The sequence below is a fragment of the Exiguobacterium sp. UBA3968 genome (genome assembly GCF_002385115.1).
GTDB lineage: Bacteria > Bacillota > Bacilli > Exiguobacteriales > Exiguobacteriaceae > Exiguobacterium_A.
Genome location: NZ_DGCW01000005.1, coordinates 477,631 through 493,716 on the forward strand (window position 1 = coordinate 477,631; position 16,086 = coordinate 493,716).

Annotated in this window: 15 protein-coding genes; 9 read left to right on the forward strand and 6 right to left on the reverse strand. The window is 40.2% G+C overall.

Features of this window, described 5'->3' with window-relative positions:
* The first annotated feature begins 20 nt into the window (after positions 1-20).
* A complete protein-coding gene (locus B3S86_RS04075; protein ID WP_290749385.1) occupies positions 21-1,775 on the forward strand; it encodes an EAL domain-containing protein in 1,755 nt (584 codons plus the stop codon).
* A 61-nt stretch (positions 1,776-1,836) separates the two neighbouring features.
* Positions 1,837-2,106, forward strand: coding sequence for a hypothetical protein (locus B3S86_RS04080; protein ID WP_035408622.1), 270 nt, complete (start codon positions 1,837-1,839; stop codon positions 2,104-2,106).
* An 83-nt stretch (positions 2,107-2,189) separates the two neighbouring features.
* On the opposite strand, the gene B3S86_RS04085 is transcribed toward B3S86_RS04080, so the two are convergent.
* Together B3S86_RS04085 and B3S86_RS04090 are read right to left on the reverse strand one after the other, a co-directional pair.
* Entirely contained in the window at positions 2,190-3,167 is a 978-nt protein-coding gene (locus B3S86_RS04085) for a DUF4003 family protein (RefSeq protein ID WP_290749389.1), read from the reverse strand.
* A 54-nt stretch (positions 3,168-3,221) separates the two neighbouring features.
* Positions 3,222-3,737, reverse strand: a complete 516-nt coding sequence (locus tag B3S86_RS04090) for a DUF1836 domain-containing protein (RefSeq protein ID WP_035408615.1) — start codon at positions 3,735-3,737, stop codon at positions 3,222-3,224.
* Between the two features lie 112 nt (positions 3,738-3,849).
* On the opposite strand from B3S86_RS04090, the gene trhA reads away from it, so the two are divergent.
* From trhA to B3S86_RS04125, 7 genes are all read left to right on the forward strand, one after another.
* Positions 3,850-4,497, forward strand: a complete 648-nt coding sequence (gene trhA, locus B3S86_RS04095; RefSeq protein WP_053453003.1) for a PAQR family membrane homeostasis protein TrhA — start codon at positions 3,850-3,852, stop codon at positions 4,495-4,497.
* A 120-nt stretch (positions 4,498-4,617) separates the two neighbouring features.
* Complete coding sequence (locus B3S86_RS04100; RefSeq protein ID WP_290749395.1) at positions 4,618-6,342, forward strand: M3 family oligoendopeptidase; 1,725 nt, start codon at positions 4,618-4,620, stop codon at positions 6,340-6,342.
* A 42-nt stretch (positions 6,343-6,384) separates the two neighbouring features.
* Complete coding sequence (rpiA, locus tag B3S86_RS04105; protein ID WP_290749398.1) at positions 6,385-7,083, forward strand: ribose-5-phosphate isomerase RpiA; 699 nt, start codon at positions 6,385-6,387, stop codon at positions 7,081-7,083.
* Positions 7,084-7,104: 21 nt separating this feature from the next.
* Positions 7,105-7,365, forward strand: coding sequence for a hypothetical protein (locus tag B3S86_RS04110; RefSeq protein WP_029341295.1), 261 nt, complete (start codon positions 7,105-7,107; stop codon positions 7,363-7,365).
* A gap of 391 nt (positions 7,366-7,756) precedes the next feature.
* On the forward strand, positions 7,757-9,226 hold the full coding sequence (locus B3S86_RS04115; protein ID WP_290749401.1) for a DNA cytosine methyltransferase: 1,470 nt from the start codon (positions 7,757-7,759) through the stop codon (positions 9,224-9,226).
* The gene (locus B3S86_RS04120) at positions 9,198-11,399 is read left to right on the forward strand and encodes a sensor histidine kinase (RefSeq protein WP_290749403.1); all 2,202 of its coding nucleotides are present in this window, start codon (positions 9,198-9,200) and stop codon (positions 11,397-11,399) included. The genes B3S86_RS04115 and B3S86_RS04120 overlap by 29 nt, the downstream gene beginning before the upstream one ends.
* 7 nt (positions 11,400-11,406) lie before the next feature.
* Positions 11,407-12,549: a hypothetical protein gene (locus B3S86_RS04125; protein WP_290749406.1), complete on the forward strand. Its 1,143-nt coding sequence runs from the start codon at positions 11,407-11,409 to the stop codon at positions 12,547-12,549.
* 341 nt (positions 12,550-12,890) lie between these two features.
* Here B3S86_RS04125 and B3S86_RS15385 read toward each other — a convergent pair whose 3' ends face one another.
* From B3S86_RS15385 to B3S86_RS04140, 4 genes are all read right to left on the reverse strand, one after another.
* Positions 12,891-13,016, reverse strand: coding sequence for a helix-turn-helix domain-containing protein (locus tag B3S86_RS15385; RefSeq protein ID WP_414651162.1), 126 nt, complete (start codon positions 13,014-13,016; stop codon positions 12,891-12,893).
* A gap of 1,034 nt (positions 13,017-14,050) precedes the next feature.
* The gene (locus tag B3S86_RS04130) at positions 14,051-14,455 is read right to left on the reverse strand and encodes a DUF350 domain-containing protein (protein ID WP_214729562.1); all 405 of its coding nucleotides are present in this window, start codon (positions 14,453-14,455) and stop codon (positions 14,051-14,053) included.
* Positions 14,456-14,468: 13 nt separating this feature from the next.
* Positions 14,469-14,636 carry a hypothetical protein gene (locus B3S86_RS04135; protein WP_197026221.1) on the reverse strand — a complete coding sequence of 56 codons (168 nt, stop codon included), beginning with the start codon at positions 14,634-14,636 and terminating at the stop codon, positions 14,469-14,471.
* Positions 14,637-14,691: 55 nt separating this feature from the next.
* On the reverse strand, positions 14,692-15,807 hold the full coding sequence (locus B3S86_RS04140) for a GGDEF domain-containing protein (RefSeq protein WP_290749411.1): 1,116 nt from the start codon (positions 15,805-15,807) through the stop codon (positions 14,692-14,694).
* Between the last annotated feature and the right edge of the window lie 279 nt (positions 15,808-16,086).

Below are 16,086 nucleotides of genomic sequence, written 5' to 3' on the forward strand. Positions count from 1 at the left end.
TCAGAAAGGAGGAAGACACGGTGAATAACTCACATATTCGTTATGAAGCATTACATCCACTCGTTGAGGAAATTCTTGAAAAGCTGAGTGAACGAATTGGCGTCAATACGTTATTTTTTGCATTGAACGACTCATACAGCAACTTTGTCGTCAAGGCAATCAATCAAGAACGTCAGTTGATCGAAGAAGGCTCGACCCATGTCTTCCAACATGTCCTCTGTAAGCTGGTCGTCGATGAGACGGACGGGAAGGTCTCGATCAATGAATTGCTCAACGATCCATTGACCGTCAATCATCCGGTCACGAAAGCTCTTGGGAACGGTAGCTTTTTAGGAGTAGCGATCAAAAATGCGGAAAATGAAAAAATCGGGACATTATGTGCCTTTGATGATCAACCATTCGACTTCAAGGAGCAGGATATCGCACTCGTCGAGCGGTATGCGGATATCATTAGTAAATCGATCAACGTCGAAACGTATGTCATCAAGGATGCGCTAACAGATGTCTATAACGAACGATACATGAATCGACTGATCTCGAGTGTGACGATTCATCCTGCTTTCTTAATGGTGTTGAACCTCGACCGTTTCCATGCGATTAATGCGACGCATGGGTACCGGGCAGGGAACGAAGTGCTACGCGAAATCGCGAATCGGCTGAAATATGTTCCTTTACCGAATCATGTCGTCGGTCGAATGGATGGGAATGAATTCGTCGTCTTAGCAGCACTTGAACAGGAACAGGAATTCGAACAATATGCGGAAGATTACGCTCGCATCGTCACGGAAGCGATTGAGCAACCGATCGTTGGTGTTGCAGCCGAACCGATTCAGGTGACGGCATCATCTGGCGTCAGTCTTCTGACCGGTGATATGGCAAGTCGCCAGACACAAATCTACGCAGCAGAAGCCTTGATGCAACAAGTCAAACACGAGGGGAAACAGCGAACCTCATTTGTTAATCCAAATCGGAATGCGGAACAGCATCCATTTGCATCAGTTCTTGAATCAGAGCTTTCGCATGCACTAGAACGGGGACAATTCGAGCTCTACTATCAATGGATCGTTGATGCGAAACAAGAACGCTACGTCGCGGTCGAAGCGCTTCTACGCTGGAATCATCCTGTGCTTGGGTTCGTCAGTCCGACGGATTTTATTCCGATTGCCGAGAAGATGGAGATTTTCCCAGACATCGGTCGATTTACGATCTGTCAGGCGATCCTGGATCAACGGCGCTTGGAGGAGACATTTGGACGTAAGATTTCCGTCGCCGTCAATCTATCGGCAAGCCAGTTCGAGTCGGATCAACTCTTTTCAGAATTACTGAGACTGACAGAAGAATCGTATTTCCCGGGCGAACGACTCATTCTTGAAATCCGGGAGGAAGTATTGCAGACGCGTCGTCGTTTTGCAATCAAACGTTTGGAGCAGCTGCGCCAAGCAGGCTACCGTCTGACGGTCGATCATTTCGGTAGTCACTACGCGTCACTTAATTCGTTATTGCGTTTACCAGTCCAAGCAGTCAAGCTCGATCCAATCTTTACACGTCGACTCGTGCAAAATCAGTTAGAGCGTTCGATGATTCGCTCTGTTCATTCCTTGACGTCGACGTTAAACATCGCGCTCGTGATTCAGGAAGTCGAGACCGCGTCGCAATTGCAACAGATTCAAGTGTTGGATGAGCAACTTTATATGCAAGGCTACGAGGTCCATCACCCTCAGCCGATTGAACAATTACTCATCGAGGACATCGTTCGAGGGCGTGCTGAGGTTTAACCGTTCTTCAGTCGGGAATACATTAAAATGTGGAACAAGTACATTTTAAGGGGGATGCCAAATGGCTGATCAACATGATAAAGAGACGGACCCGATTACTTCAGGAAACCGGATGACTAAGGATGAGATTGCCGGACGGGACCCGCAAGACAATACGGAGGTTCCGGAAAAATCGAAGGATGAAAAAGAAACGAAGCATCAAGATCAAGAAGCTGAGAAAACAGAACGACCAGATGACGAAGCTTCAAGTGAAGAGGCACCCGATTTGTCGCATGCTTCTGATGAAGATGGCGATGTCGAGCCATCCGATGAAGAGAACCAACAAGGTTAAGAATGACTAAAATAAAGGGCAATCGATGTCCGGCAGAAATGCCACACGTCGATTGCCCTTTTTAATGTATTATTTTTAAACGGTTACTCGCCACTCCCACCGCCATCACTTCCACCATCACTTCCACCATCGAATCCACCGTCAATTCCGCCATCTGTCGCATGTGACGTATCGGTCAAATCAACAGGGAAGAGCAAGAACGGAGTCGCATCGGCGCTATCCGGCGGAAGAATCGAAGATGGGAAGAGTTGTTGCAGGATCGTTTGTTGACTCAAGTATAATCGGATCGCCGTCAAATAGACCAAGTCCCTCCGGTACTTAAAACGTAAATCGGAGCGTAACGTCTCTGCCATCTGTTGGAGTGCCGAAGCATGAATGTTGGGGTCGCCGAGTAGTGCAAGCATTCCGTGGAATGACAGCGGGACATGATGCTTACGATGTAATTTACAGGACGACTCCAATTGCGCGATATAACGATCCCAATCGTCCTCTGGTAATAAAGAGAATAACAAGGCGACGATATACGTCTGTTGAGCGCGACCGAAACGTCGTTTCAGTCGTTGATAGACTGCTTCAATACGCGAAGCGAGTTCGTCTAAATCACCGCGTGTCGTAGCGTGAAAATAGACGAAGGAGGTCAACAGCGGTGATACGATGAAACGATGCTGTTTTTTAAGAAGAGTGTATAACTGAACGGTCCGCTCGAGTACCATGTCTTGTGGAGAAATACGACTAATGAACAGCGCAGTGGAGTAGGCATTCAGGGGATGCGACAAACGATGGGATTTAAAATAGCCGTGAAGCGACATCATCTCGGCGATGCGGCTCGGTGCATGAGCGTCAAAAGCATGGATTTTTGAAGCGAGCAGCAAAGCCTGCGTAGTTTGCGTGCGCAATCGTGTCGTTAAATCGTCTGCTGTCTCAAGTAACGTGCTTGCGGATACCTGCTCCGTTCCGATCGTCCGGTCAAATGCCAATTCGATGAGAATACCGTCCTGATACGTTCTGAATTCTGGTGCGATATGATCCAGTTGTCGCAAGAAAGTCGTCGCCATCTCCATGACTGTTCCTCCTCTGTTTTTTCTTATAGTGTATCACGCAGTGAAAGCGTTATCTTATTTTTTTAGTTGGGTATCGATCAATTGTTCCGCTGCACGCCGGTACAGATTACTCATATGAGCCAGTGCTAAAATCTGTTCCAGTGGATCGGTCGTCGAGGCGGTAAGAGCATCTTGTTCGGTGATGAAACGGGCTGTATTTCGTTCTGTCAGTTCAAGGTAAGTGCGATAAAAGTCTTCCAGATCGAGTTGATTCTGTTCGATGCCTTCGTTCAAGGGCGTTAGGATCGTCTTGATATCGTTAATCGAAAACGAACTTTTCAACTGATAAATCAAGCTAATTAAAATCAAGTGCTCCTTCGTATACTTTTTATTCGTAACCGGAAAAAATAATTTTTTTTTGGCATAATTGTTGATCATCGTCTTCGTCAGGATTGTCTCATCCGCATTCCGCGTCGTTTCCTCGAATGTTCGCTCAAACAGTTGGATGACTTGATCCATATAAAGATCAATGTTCGGGATATCTGCGAGCTGTAATTGACGATCATGTCTCGTGTCGTCAGAACGTGTCATAAAAAAACCTCCAAAATCGTTAAAATAGGACTTTCTACTTCTTCATCATATGATAGAATATGTATATAACGCCATGTAGTATTCAAAACTACATATCAGGGGAGGAACAAAAGTGAAAGCTTATATGAGAGAACCGATTAATGGATTAACACATTTGGGAGGGGCTGTCTTTGCTTTTGTCGGATTACTCGCACTCGTCATTAAAGCATCGTTAGAACGCGGAGCATCACTCGCCATCGTCGCAGCGATTATTTTTGGGGTCAGTATGATGGCACTCTATGCTGTTTCGGCAACGTATCATATGGTCCTTGCGAGCGACCGGGCGATTGCGATCTGGCGACGATTGGATCACTCGATGATTTATTTGTTGATTGCCGGTTCCTACGCACCGTTTTGTCTTGTCAGTCTGAATGGCCCGACGGGTTGGGTCTTGTTTAGCATCGTCATGTTGATTGCTGTTTCCGGAATTACCTTCAAATTAGTCTGGTTCAACAGTCCACGCTGGTTATCGACGACGCTCTACATCGGAATGGGCTGGATCATGGTGTTTGCGATCACACCACTCGCGCAAGTCTTATCACCGCTCGGCATCGGTCTATTGTTCCTTGGTGGTATCTTCTATACGATCGGTGGCATCATCTATGGACTCAAGCCGCGTGTCTTATCGTTTAAACATCTCGGATTCCATGAAATCTTCCACATCTTCGTACTACTCGGTAGTCTAGCGCATTTCCTATGTGTCTACTTCTTCGTGTTGTGATGATGTCCTCCTTTAGTCAATGACTGAAGGAGTTTTTTTGTATCTATATGGAAAATACAGGAGAAGTCGAGTGTCCTCACGAATGAAAGAACGGAAAGATCACGAAGAGGGGGAAATCACATGCAACACACACGATGGCAATTAGAAACACTCTATACGATTGATGACGTCAAAGCAGGCATCGCTTCCATACAAACAGCATTGTCGAATCGGCCGATTGATGTGGCAGAACAGGTCGAGCGTTATCAGCAAGTCGCGCGCGACGTCGAGGAATGGAGCGACTTCATTTATTGTCTGTATGCTGAAGATGTCACGCGCGTAGAAGTCCATCCATTGCTTGAAGAGATCGAAGTCGTCCAAGCGATGGTGCGCAGTGAAGTGGCAGCACTCGATACAAAGATCGCAGCTCTGTCACAAGAAGAGTGGGAAGCGCTCGTTACGGATTCACCGTACGCCTTTTTCTTAAACGAACGCCGTGACATCCAGTCCCGTCGTGCACCACTGATTCAAGAACAATTGTTACAGGATCTCGGTGTGGATGGATTTCAGGGCTGGGGACAACTCTACGATCAGCGCTTCATGGCGTTACGGGTCGACTTGAACGGAAAGCAGGTCACGATTGGTCAAGGGCTACACGAAGCGATGTTCGCACCTGACCGTTCGGCTCGTTTAGCGGCAGCGACAGCAGTTGACACCGCTTGTGCACAAGAAGCTGACTTGTTTGCGACGATTCTGAACCGGATTGCTGGCTTCAGATTGCAATCCTACAAGATGCGGAACTGGGAGCAACCGTTGACCGAGTTGCTTGAGCAGAACCGGATCTCAGAAGCGAGCTTAAAAGCGATGATTGAAGCACTCGATCAGCACCGAGACCTCTTTCACGCCTATTATGCCCGCAAGATTGCCCAGGCAGAGCAGGTGACGGGAGAATGGCATGATTTTGAGACGAATACGTATCGTTCCGCGCGGCATGTTCCGTTTGAGACGGCACAGGCAATCGTAAGCAAACAATTCAAACAGTTGAATCCAAAGCTCGGTGCTTTTGCTGAAAACGTGTTTAACAAGGGATGGGTCGATGCGGAGAATCGTCCCGGAAAAGCGGAAGGCGGATTCTGCGCTGCCTTTCCGATTGCAAAAGAGAGCCGGATTTTCATGACGTACCGTGACAGTTATCCAGACGTCGCGACACTTGCTCATGAATTCGGTCATGCCTATCATAATTATGTTCTGCAAGATGAACCGTATTTAAACCAAGTCAAAGGAACGAGTATCGCGGAGACGGCTTCAACATTCATGGAGAATCTCGTCCTCGATGCTGCGATCAAAGAGACGACGGAGCGCGAGGAAGTACTTGCTCTCCTAGAGGTCAAGATTCGAGAGGGGCTGAAATATGCCAGTATCGTTCCCGGAATGTTCCGTTTCGAGCAACGTTTTTATGCGGAACGTCAGCATGGTACGATCAATGCTGAAAGGTTGAGTGAACTCTTACAAGAGGAAGAGCGCTTAGCTTATGGTCCAGTGCTGCCTGAACCAGCGCGCTACAAATGGATGTACATCAGTCATCTGTTTAATCCGAACCTTGCGTTCTACAATATTCCGTATACGATCGGTTATCTGCTTAGCAATAGTCTTTATCAGACGGTTCAAGCGGATCCGAGTCAATTTTCGACAGTTTTTGATGCCGTCATGCACGATTCCGGTCAAGCGACGATCGATGAAATCGTTAAACGTCACCTCGACGCTGATCCGACATCTGTCGCGTTTTGGATGGAAGCTCAACAACCGCTCGTCCAGGCAATTGAGCGGTACCTGACGTTAACGGAATCATCTCTCTCCGTCGATTGAAGACGAATCGAAACGGGAACAGAAATGTAGGGAGGGATGCGGATGTATGAACAGGAGAAACAATTAGTCGCTGAGGCAGCACTAACTTACGTGAAAGATGGGATGATAGTGGGTCTTGGGACGGGTTCGACGACGGAACGGTTCATCGAGGCGCTTGGTCCACTTGTGCAGGCGGGACTAGAGATTCAAGGCGTGGCGACGTCACTTGCGACGGTCCGACTCGCGGAACAGTTACACATTCCGTTGATCGACTTGGAAGAGGGAATGGAAATCGATGTGACGATCGATGGGATTGATCAGATTGACGGACGATTTCAAACGATCAAAGGTGGTGGCGGTGCACTATTTCGCGAGAAAATCGTCGCGCTGATGAGTCGGGAATTGCTCTATCTGACCGATTCCTCGAAGTTCGTCCATCATTTAAGCGGACCGTTACCTGTCGAACTGGATCCGTTTGCCTTACCGTATGTGCAACAACGGTTACGTGATAAGCATGTCTCAGCAACACTACGCGTGAAAGACGATCGTCCCTTCGTTACAGATGGAGGTCACGTGATTCTTGACGTTGATGTATCAGCCATCTCGGACGTCCGAGTATTTGCAAAAGAAGTGAAGAGCTGGTCGGGTGTGCTTGAGACGGGTTACTTCGAGCGACAGCCCGATCATGTCCTGACGGTCGAAGAAGGAAAGGTCAAACGCATCGCGCATCCACGACTGCGTGACGGCGGTGGATTGGTTTAAGGGAAGAAAGAAGGAAACCATATGGGCTTGAAAAAACGGTATTTATTCGGAGCAGGTGTCATTGCCGGTGCGAGTCTACTGTTGTTCAGGAAGCGGGAACAGAGCACACAGACCGATGCGTTACGAGACTATTTAGCGCATCTCGATCAGGATCCAAGTCCAGATGCTGCGAAGGACCCGGATGAGGTCGGATTGACGAAACTGGATTCGATCTATCGGTCGGAGTGGCAAGCGAACGGTTTTCCGCGTTCGCGGACGGAGCTAGAAGAGCTTGAAAAATAGCGAGAATGAAAACAGTCCTGAATCGAGAGATGTAGGGCTGTTTTGCTTTTAGGTAATTTAGAAGAGAGTGAAACATATAAATAAAAAGCGAGGTAGACTCAATTGCAAAATGTGGATAAAGAATGATGAACTAGAATAAAAAATTTACTCCCTTAATGTCATAGACAATAACATATTAAAAATGTTATTTTTATAAATTTGAATTAGTATTTTTAACTTCATTTAAATATTTCCAAATTATAAGACCTAAAAGATAGAATAAGATAATATAAGAATGTAGATAACATATTTATAGTCTCATCGTTAGTACGCAGTAATTTTTGAAATGTAGTAAAATAGAAATATAAGGCGAGAATAATCGTAAATAATTTTAGAAAAAGGATTAGATATAATGAAAAAGTATTCTGTGTTAGATTTATTTGCTGGTGGAGGTGGATTTTCAACTGGGTTCTTAAATGCTCGCTACAATAACGCATGTTTTGAGATTGTAAAAGCCGTCGAAATTGATAAGGATGCATGTAATACACTAAGGAATCACTTAGGAATTGATAAAGTTTTTGAAGGAGATATTACTCTTGAAAGTAATAAGGAGCTATTGATTGAAGAGTGTAAAGATGTCGATGTAATAATCGGTGGTCCGCCATGTCAAACCTTTTCTTTAATTGGTCCTGCTAGGTCAGGAAAAAAAGAGATTCAAGCAGCTTTAAAAAATGATCCGAGAAATACATTATTTAGGCATTTTTTTGATTTAGTTAGAAGAATCAAACCGAGATTTGTAGTGTTTGAAAATGTTGAAGGACTTCTTTCGAAAAAATTTGAAGATGATGTATCACAAAGGGACAAATTAGCAATCGAAGTCATTAGTGAACAACTAGAAGATATAGGTTATTCTACAAGGTTAGACAATCAAGAAAATAGCAAATTTGAGGTTCTAAATAGTGTCGACTATGGTGTAGCTCAAAAAAGAAAGCGAGTTATTATAGTTGCTAACAGACATAATATTTCTAACCCGTTAATATCTTCATATGCTAGTACTTCTCCTCAAAAAAATTTATTAGAGGTTATTGGCGATTTACCTTTTTTATTACCCGAAATTAACACTTTAGGAATGGATAAATTAAAAAATATAGATTATTTAATCGATAATTTAGAAATTTGCCTTAGTGCATTTATCAAAAACATTTTAGAAGTTGAATATAACTATAAAAAGCAAATTGAAGAAAAGAAAGAAGAATTCCAAAAATTAAAAGAATTTCTTCTAAATAACATTCATATAGTTAAAAATATTAAAAAAAATAAGATGGATTATCTAAAATTATTTTGTGTTGAATACAATAGTTTGGCAAAAAGTTTTAATCTAAGCACAAATATAAAAAGCGAAATTACTCTTCATAAAACTAGAAAACACAATATAAGAGATCTTATTATGTTTTCTTTAATGCCACAAGGAAGTAGTTCTTCTAATTTTGTAAATAAAAACCTAAAATATAACTTTAGTTTATTAAATAATTTATATCCTTACGATAAAAAAAATCATAAAGATACTTATGTTAAACATTCTTGGGTCAAACCATCGAATACTATTTTAGCTCATATGCAAAAAGATGGGTTGAAATTTATACATCCGACTCAACCAAGAACTTTTACACCTTATGAAGCTTCGCTTATTCAATCTTTTCCAAAAAATTATGATTTTTCTGGTTCTCAAAACGCACAGTATAGACAGATAGGGAATGCAGTGCCTCCACTAATGGCTAAATCTATAGCAAAAGCTATACTAAAAGTTTTAGTGGATTATGATAAAAATGATAAGCACAAAGGAGTGAAAAAAATTGAGAAAAACGAGCCATTACCATTTTGAACCTGCTGCTAGACTTATTTCAGCAATTGGAAAAGATTTGATTAAAGACATTCCTGCTTCTATTGTTGAACTAGTGAAAAATTCTTATGATGCAGAAGCAACTAGAGTAGATATAACATTTCAAAGAACTCATGATAACTTGCATATAAGCATTAATGATAATGGGCACGGCATGTCTATAGAAACTATTAAAAATTCTTGGATGGTCCCTGGAACCTCTTTTAAACTTGAGAAAAATTTCAGTCCGAATCTTAATAGACCGTATCAAGGTAGAAAAGGTATTGGTAGATATGCAACTGCGATTTTAGGAAATCTTTTAGAATTAGAATCTGTACAAAATAACACTAAAACAATTGCAAAAATTGATTGGAAAGAATTTGAAAGAAAAGAATTTTTAAAAGATGTAAACATAGAGCTTACTACTGAAGCATCAAATTTGACTTCGGGAACGTGTTTAAAAATTAGTGGGGGAAAAGAATATTCAGAATTACTAACAGAAAAAGTATTAGATGAAATTGATTTCGAATTACAAAAATTAATTTCACCCATTAAAAATAAAAATCAAGATGATTTTGATGTTTATATACATTTTATAAATGTATATTCAGGAGAAAATGATTATAAAAATCGAGTTAATAAGATAGAACAATTTTCAATTTTAGATTTATTTCATTATAGATTGTATGGATCAATTTCAAATGAAGGACATGCGACCATTAAGTATGAAAATCATTATTCTAATCCTACGCAAACCGAAAATTTTGATGTTTTTATACCCTTACAAAAAAATGAAAAAAATTGTGGTGAAGTCGAGTTTGATTTTAGAGTATATGATAAAGATCGCTCAGGAATTGATTCTTTATTATCGCGTAAACAAGGTATTGAGGTTTTAGAAAGGGCAGAATTAAAAAAGTTGTTAAATCTTCATTCTGGTGTAGGGATATATAGAAATGGTTTTAGAATCCGCCCTCATGGAGATAGCGGATTTGACTGGCTAAGATTAGATAACAGAAGAGTTCAAAGTCCTTCTAAACGAATTGGATCAGATCAAACTATAGGATTTATTACTATTGAAGCTGAAGAATATTCACATTTAGAAGAAAAAAGTGCTAGAGATGGGTTAAAAGACTCTGAACATTATGAAAGATTAAAATCATTAATGAAAAATGTAATTACTGAGTTAGAAAATAGAAGAACAGTATATAGACAAATGTATCAAAAAAAGAAAAAACTGAAAACATCAGTAGAATATATTAATTCATTGACAGATTTTTCATCGATAAACAAATATGTGAATTTACAGTTGGAAGATGGATTGGGAAAAATAAAAAATAATCCAGAGGAAATCGAAACTGTAGTCAAAGAAATTAAAGAGAGTATTGCCTCTCAAGTCGAAAAACTCACAAATGAGAAGGAACAAAATTTAAAAAAAATCACAGAAATAATAGCAATGTATCAGGGACAGGCAACTGTAGGTAAAATTGTCACAGTTGTTCTCCATGAAGGTCGTAATTCAGTGGGGTATTTATTTAATCAACTCCCTAGAATAAAAAAATGGATTGAACCACTTTTAAGAAAAGAGGAAGATAATCGCTTAACTGAAAAAATCGATAGCAGATTGACATCCGCAGTAAATCAAACTATATCTTTAGAAAATCTTTTCAAGAAAATCGAACCTTTAACTCGCACTAGAAGAAGCACAGCAAAAACATTAAATTTACATGATATAGTCAAAGAAATCGAAATTTTATTTGAAAAAATCTTAACAGAAAATGAGATAAAAATTTATAATACGATACCTAAAAACACGATAATATACGGTACATTAGAAGACTATCGAATGTCATTTACTAATTTAATTGAAAATAGTATCTACTGGTTAAAAAGAACTCCAATGTTAGATAGAAAAATAACCATTTCATGTGAAAAAGTAAAAAATAAATTATGTATTGATATCATAGATAATGGTCCTGGAATTAGTGAAACGTATATTACTAGTGGATCTATATTTGAACCGGGATTTAGTGGTAAAAGTGAAGAAAATGAGGGGACAGGTCTTGGATTAGCGATTTCTGGAGAAGCTATTTCTAGAAACAATGGTCGATTAAAAGCAATATATTCTGAAAATGGAGCTTACTTTAGTATAGAGATACCTTTTGTAGAAGGAGAATGATTTAAAAATGAATAGATACGAAATAAAAGTTTTGATTGTAGAAGATAAGAAAGATCATATACAAGTTCTTGAAGACACTATTGAAGAGTTCAACGAAAGTAATGAAAATTATTTAATTAAATATAAAACTTCTTCTACATATGAAGACAGTCTTTCTATACTTTTGGAAGACGATTTTGATGTTGCTATAATTGACTTAAGTTTAAGTAATACTCGTTTGAGCGGGGAAACGTTAGAAGGTAATAAATTAATAAACATCATTACTAAAAAATTAAGAATACCAATAATAGTTAGAAGTGGTCATCCTGAAGATGCAAAACCTGATGATTTAAATGACGATAATGAATTTTACAAAGTATACTCTAAATCAGAAGACGCTAGTGAAATATTAAATCAAATAAAAACTTGGATAGAAAGTGGTTTGTCCCAAGCTTTAAAAGCAAGCGGTCCTATAGAAGAATATTTGCAAAATATTTTTTGGGTTCATTTTTCTGAAAATTTTAATCAATGGAACTCTATAGAGGATAAAAGTACTCAGCAAAAATCTTTGTTAAGGTATACTTTTTATCTTTTGCAAGAATATTTAGGGATTAATGGTGAAGACGGAAGCTTCGAACCATTTCATTCTGCGGAATTTTATATATATCCTCCTGTCAGAAATAATTTGTTCTTCGGAGATATTTTAAGTCATAATGATGAGTATTATTTTATACTTACTCCAGCTTGCGAAATGGCTCAGGAAAAGTACTCTAAAGTACTTTTGGCTAAAATTACAAATTTTGAAGATGTCAGCGGATTCTCAAGCACAAAGCAACAATTTTTCGATGCGATGAAACAATATACCGATTCTGAAATGGATGTACCAAAAAAAGTTACCAAGAGTAGAGATGAATTAGCACGATGGTTCAGAAATGGACACTCCAATAGTTTAGGGTATCATTTTATACCTCCATATTCAGATTTCCCAGGTGGTTTTATTGATTTTCAACAATTAGTATCTATTAGTCCAGATGATTTTCCATACCAAAAGATTCTCACTGTATCTAGTCAATTCTCTAAAGATGTATCATCACGTTTCTCTCTATATTATGCTAGACAAGGACAACCGAACTTAAATCCAGATACAATTATAAACATTTTGTCTAGCTGATAAGCTTTAAACCGCTTTTAGTTAATTTTATATGGCAGTTTGTCAATTTAAGCAAAATATTCTTCCGAAACGACCTTGTATCTCATGTGGCTTTTGGTGCTTTCCTTTTGTCGAAAAAAGCTTAAATCGCTTTTGATGAATGCGTTGTATATTCATCGATAAATATTACTGTGCGATGATCTCTGTTCGTGAAAGAGTCATCTGCGATCTGTTTGAGCGATTATGTACTTCGCAGTTTTTCAAGGATGCGTGACCCAAGCAAAGCGTTGAATAGCATGCGTGCCCTAAAGTATCTTATAACGTCTTTTCGCGTTGATTGAATTGTAGGAAGGATCTCGTTTTCAGTAACGCGAGATCGTAGATGACTGTTGACAAAGGTGCTGAGCGATTTTTCGTATTAAAAATCCAAGCTTTAGATAAGTTTTTATTTTGACTCTTTCTGATTTAGTAAGATGAATATAGCTCATAACGAATCCTATGTTGAAGTTTATTTGGTAATACTATTTTAAACGAGGTCGTTATGGGTTTTGTATTTTCTGCTATGCGTTACAGTTAATATTAACATTTGTCATATAATAGAAAATATAACGATTAATTTATGGATTTTTATTTATTAAACTCTATTTTTTGATATTTTATTCAATATAATGAAATCATTATACTGATAGCTAATGTTGACACCTCATTCTAATGTATTACAGATGAACCAATTATCCATCATGAACTGAACCCTGAATGATGGACACTTGATAAAAGACCCCATTCGGAGGTTTTTATGTTTAAAGATATGTACCTATTTAATTTAGACGTGAGAACTATTTATGAACAGACGCACCTTCAATCCAGATCAAATCAGACAACTTGAAGCGAATCTTCACGTAGCCTCGGAATCAGATTATACGATTCAATTTATCATTGTATAGATACGGATGAGTACAGACGGCTTGAGAACTTTTTCTTTTGCTTAATGAGCTTGATTGGGGCAATTGAAATGTTCGAGGGTCAATGTAGCATTTTTCGGCATGTACTGGATTAGCGCTTTCACTTCTGAAACGACTATACACATAGCTGATCAAGAAGTTTTTACATTCGATTGAGGGATTAGTCATTTGAAATAGGGATAATATCATGTCCGCTCATCTTTATTCTCATCTTAGTCATCTTAGCTCTATTTTTAGAAGTTCGATGACATGGACCACTTTAAATGTGAGCCCAAACGTTATATCGAGTACTATAACTATCGTCATATCAAGAGACAACTAAAAAAAACTTGATTTAGGTAAAGTACCGGACTCAGGTCCTCGAGGTCGCCTAATGAATCATTTTTTGACTAACTTTCTCGGTTCAATTTAATTTGTCCTAGAAGTTTTTTTTGAGGGGATTCAATGCTTTCACTTCATATTAGTAGACAATAATTGTAATTCTCATTTCTATAACCGAATCATGGTCAACAATCTAAACAGCCCTAGATCCTAATGATCCAAGGCTGTTTTCGTGTGTCTTAATATGTAAGCGATCCTGCAATGATCAAACCGATCGAAATCGATAAGAAGAGAAGCAACAAGCCGACTGCTTCGTTATTCGCATCAATCTCTTTCGTCATGCTTAAGCGTGGGATTAGTAAATCCGCGAGATAGAACAAGACGATTTGTAAGACGATTGCGAGTGCACCCCATAAGACCATATCGAGAATGCTGACGGAGTTCGAGATACTCGAATAGAGGACGATGGCAAGACCGAGAATACGTCCACCGAATGCATAAACGGCTGCTTTCTTACCATTACGGATTAATTCCAGTTCCTTTGATTTCGTCGTTACCTCGAACAGGACGACACCAATTGCAAGGAGTACGGTCGCGACACCGATATACGTAAGGGTCGAGAGGAATAAGTCACTGAATGTCATGTTGGTACCTCCATCATGATTTTTTATTTTTTTTGCGTTGTTCGTATGCGACATACAATTCAAGCAGTGCTCCGACGAGAATGCCTGCTGATACATACAAATAGAAGTTGTCACCAATGAATCCGAACACGAGTCCTAAGAGAAGACCGATCAGGATATAAGGACCTTTTGTTAACTTCATATCAATCACCTGCCTCTACTTTAAAGGTAGCGGATTTCAGAGGTGACGTCCATCGTTATTCTTGGAAGCTGACGGCAGATTCTGCATTAGGAGAAAACAGGACGACTTGGTTTCGTCCTTGTTGTTTTGCTTGATAAAGCGCGGCATCCGCATCCGGTAAGAGATGGTCGATTTGAGATGTCGTCTCATCATACGCGGCTAAACCAAATGATGCTGTAAGTGGCAGATCGGTCGTCGCTAGTCGGAACGGGCTGCAGGCAATACGTTCACGTAATTGCTCTGCTAAAGGAATCACTTCAGAGAGCGGAACGCCTTCAAACAAGACGGAGAACTCTTCACCGCCGTTACGAGATAAATACCCGCTCTCTGCGACGCCATCACGCAGTCGGCTGGAAAACTGACGTAGCACTTCGTCACCCGCTTCATGTCCATACGTATCGTTGATCTGTTTAAAATGATCAATATCGATCGTCAACAACACGATGGACTGTTTGTTCAAGATCAATCGTTGTTTGAGATCCGTGAAGTATTCGTTAAAAGCACGTGAATTATTCAATCCCGTCAAAAAGTCGAGTTGTGCTTTCTGCCGAAGCACCCGTAACGACTGTTTCGTCAGGCGGATATCACGAATGATCAAAAGGGCGAGCCAACTGCTAACGAAAGAAGCAGGAATGACGACCGACATGACCTCGAGTAAGAGGATTTGTTTCGGTAAGACGATCCATAAGACAAGGGCGTGCAAAGCCGTCGCATAGAGCGTCACGAGTGTAAAGGTCCGTTTTGCGTAAGGCGGCATTTCACGAACAATCAGACTCGTTCCGAGGGCGACAGCGACGATGAAGCCAAATGCAGTGAATGCAGCCAAGTTCGTTCCCAGACTAAAGCGATAAACAATGATCGCGACCGTCACGATCGTTGTTGGAATAACGCCTCCAAAGTAGGCGGCGACAATGACCGGAACATGGCGCAAATCAATCATGACGCCGGGGGCTGCTTCGATTGTCATCTGCATGAGTAGTAAGGAGATCATGCTCAGGGCAAGACCATACAGTACGCGGGTGAGACGTGGAGATTCTCGCGTGATCGGAAGCGGTGATAATTTTCCAAGTAGATAAAAACCAGCCATTAATAGCGTCACGTTATGTAAGACGTCAAAAAGGATGCTTTTCATGAATCGTCCATCCTTTCGAAAAAAGTACGTTATTTAAGAAATATACGCCATAAACCGACTAACTCCTGTTTATCGAAAAATAAACTCGTCCCATCAATTGTGTCTATAATGTGAACTTATGATTTCTATAAGCTGTACTTATGGTTTTAGGGAATTTGATTGACCTCCTCGACACTGCATTGTTAAATGATGAAGAAGCGGTATGAAAGCGCTTACTAAATTTGAAGGAGATCTTACTCATGGAACTCGTCATCATTCTTCTTGCCTTATCTTTATTGA